The 2,316-nt window shown below is 69.9% G+C and carries 3 protein-coding genes; 2 read left to right on the top strand and 1 reads right to left on the bottom strand.

Annotated features, from left to right (window positions below):
- Positions 1-80 precede the first annotated feature (80 nt).
- A complete protein-coding gene (locus AOK08_RS41335; RefSeq protein WP_055535658.1) occupies positions 81-419 on the top strand; it encodes a DUF3817 domain-containing protein in 339 nt (112 codons plus the stop codon).
- 49 nt (positions 420-468) lie between these two features.
- On the opposite strand, the gene AOK08_RS41330 is transcribed toward AOK08_RS41335, so the two are convergent.
- Entirely contained in the window at positions 469-1,092 is a 624-nt protein-coding gene (locus AOK08_RS41330) for a TetR/AcrR family transcriptional regulator (protein WP_055535656.1), read from the bottom strand.
- 226 nt (positions 1,093-1,318) lie between these two features.
- Here AOK08_RS41330 and AOK08_RS41325 point away from each other — a divergent pair, with 226 nt between their 5' ends.
- Positions 1,319-2,296 carry a tetratricopeptide repeat protein gene (locus AOK08_RS41325; RefSeq protein ID WP_055535653.1) on the top strand — a complete coding sequence of 326 codons (978 nt, stop codon included), beginning with the start codon at positions 1,319-1,321 and terminating at the stop codon, positions 2,294-2,296.
- Positions 2,297-2,316: the final 20 nt, after the last annotated feature.

The following is a 2,316-nucleotide window of genomic DNA, read 5'->3' as shown; positions in this document are numbered from 1 at the left end:
GCTGCCACGATCAGGCTGCCCCGGTCGGGCTGCCGGGGTCGGCGGAAGATCGCCTGAAACGGGTGGTTACGCTCGTACGCATGAAAAAGAGCGTGCTGACCCGCTACCGCGTCATGGCCTACGTCACCGGTGTGCTGCTGGTTCTGCTGACCCTCGGTGTGTTCGCCAAGTACGTCCTGGACATCAAGGGCGCCGACGCCTTCACCAGCGTCGTCGGTATCGCGCACGGCTGGCTGTACGTCGTGTATCTGGTGTTCGCCTTCGACCTGGGCTCCAAGGCGAAGTGGCCGGTCCGCAAGCAGCTGTGGGTCCTGCTCGCCGGTACGGTCCCCACGGCCGCGTTCTTCGTGGAGCGGAACGTCAGCCGCGAGCTGGCGGGCCAGGTCGTGGATCCGGCCCCGGTGGCCGCCAAGGCCTAACAGCTACTGGGCTACCGGGCTACTGGGCCACTGGGCGAGGCGTGACCGGCTACTGGCTGCGGCCCGGTCCCAGCCCCATCACCAGCACCCGGGTGAAGGCTCCCGCCCACTCCCGGTCCACCGGCTCCGCGCTCACGAGGGTGCGGTGCACCACCGCTCCTGCCACCATGTCGAAGATCAGGTCCACCGCGCGGGCGGCCTCCTCCGGGTCCGGTTCCGGGGGGAGTTCGCCGCGCCGCTGGGCACGGGCGCGGCCTTCCAGCACCAGGCGCTTCTGCCGGTCCACGATGGACGCGCGGATGCGTTCCCGCAGCGCGTCGTCGTGCGTCGACTCCGCGACCACCGCCATCAGTCCGCTCTTCGTCTCCGGGCGCACCAGGATCGCCGCGAACTGGAGTACGACGCCCTCGATGTCGGCGGCGAGGCTGCCCCGGTCGGGCATCTCCAGCTCGTCGAAGAGGGCGGCCACCGCGTCGACGACCAGTTCGTTCTTCCCCGGCCAGCGGCGGTAGAGGGTCGTTTTCGCCACTCCCGCGCGCGTGGCCACATCCCCCAACGTCAGCCTGGACCAGCCCAGTTCGACCAAGGCGTCCCGCGTCGCCGCCAGGATCGCGGTGTCCGCTGCGGCGCTGCGGGGGCGTCCCGTACGGCTCACGGGGTTGCGGCTCTGCATGGCATGACCATAACCGGCATTTCCCGTCCTGTGAGGTCGTGAGGGAGGTCACTCGGGGATGCCTCGGGAGTGCTTCCCAGGAGCCTGCCAGTACCGTTACGCTACGCCTCGTAGCGAAAGCGATGTCCATCGATCGACTCCATCGACCAAGACCGATGGGGACCGACCGGGACCGCTTTTCACAACGGCTTTCACATGTGCGCGCTCAACGGGGGAGGATAGACGCATGCAGCCACGGAACATGTCCATGAGCGGGGTCGTCGACCTCGCCGCGGTGAAGGCGGCCCAGGAGGCCAAGTCGAAGGCGGAGCAGGCACGCGCCGAAGCCGCCAGGCAGGGCGGGGGAGGGGCCGTCTCGCCCGCCGACCTCGTGATCGACGTCGATGAGGCCGGGTTCGAACTCGACGTCCTGCAGCGGTCCACAGAGGTTCCCGTCGTCATCGACTTCTGGGCCGAGTGGTGCGAGCCGTGCAAGCAGTTGAGCCCCGTTCTCGAACGGCTCGCCGTCGAGTACAACGGGCGCTTCGTCCTCGCCAAGATCGATGTCGACGCCAACCAGATGCTGATGCAGCAGTTCGGCGTCCAGGGAATTCCGGCGGTCTTCGCCGTGGTCGCCGGGCAGGCGCTGCCCCTCTTCCAGGGCGCGGCCGGCGAGGTGCAGATCCGGCAGACCCTCGACCAGTTGGTGCAGGTCGCCGAGCAGCGCTTCGGCCTCACGGGTCTCGTCGTCGACGCGGACGCCGCCCCCGGCGACCGTCCCGCCCCCGCTCCGCAGGCCCCGGCCGGGCCGTACGACGCGCTGCTCGAAGCCGCCGTACACGCCCTGGACGCCGGGGATCTCGGCGGCGCGGTGCAGGCGTACAAGAACGTGCTGAGCGACGACCCCGGGAACACGGAGGCCAAACTCGGCCTGGTGCAGGCCGAGTTGCTTCAGCGAGTGCAGTCGGTCGATCCGCAGCAGGTGCGCAAGGACGCCGCCGAGAAGCCGGGTGACCCGACGGCGCAGATCGTCGCCGCCGACCTGGATCTGGTGGGCGGCCATGTCGAGGACGCGTTCGGCCGGCTCATCGAGACGGTGGCCCGTACGGCGGGCGACGACCGGGATGCCGTACGGCTGCGGCTGCTTGAGCTGTTCGAGGTCGTCGGCGCGGACGACCCGCGGGTCGCGGCGGCGCGGCGGGCGCTGGCGCGGGCGTTGTTCTGACGGGTCGGTGGATTGAGGGG

The organism is Streptomyces graminilatus, assembly GCF_001418565.1.
In the GTDB taxonomy this organism is placed as follows: domain Bacteria; phylum Actinomycetota; class Actinomycetes; order Streptomycetales; family Streptomycetaceae; genus Streptomyces; species Streptomyces graminilatus.
This window is presented reverse-complemented; position numbering and strand designations above follow the sequence as displayed.

Excerpts from the sequence above, each read along its gene's own strand:
- AOK08_RS41330 (WP_055535656.1), bottom strand. The coding sequence starts at position 1,092 with ATGCAGAGCCGCAACCCCGTGAGCCGTACGGGACGCCCCCGCAGCGCC.
- AOK08_RS41325 (WP_055535653.1), top strand. The coding sequence starts at position 1,319 with ATGCAGCCACGGAACATGTCCATGAGCGGGGTCGTCGACCTCGCCGCG.
- AOK08_RS41335 (WP_055535658.1), top strand. The coding sequence starts at position 81 with ATGAAAAAGAGCGTGCTGACCCGCTACCGCGTCATGGCCTACGTCACC.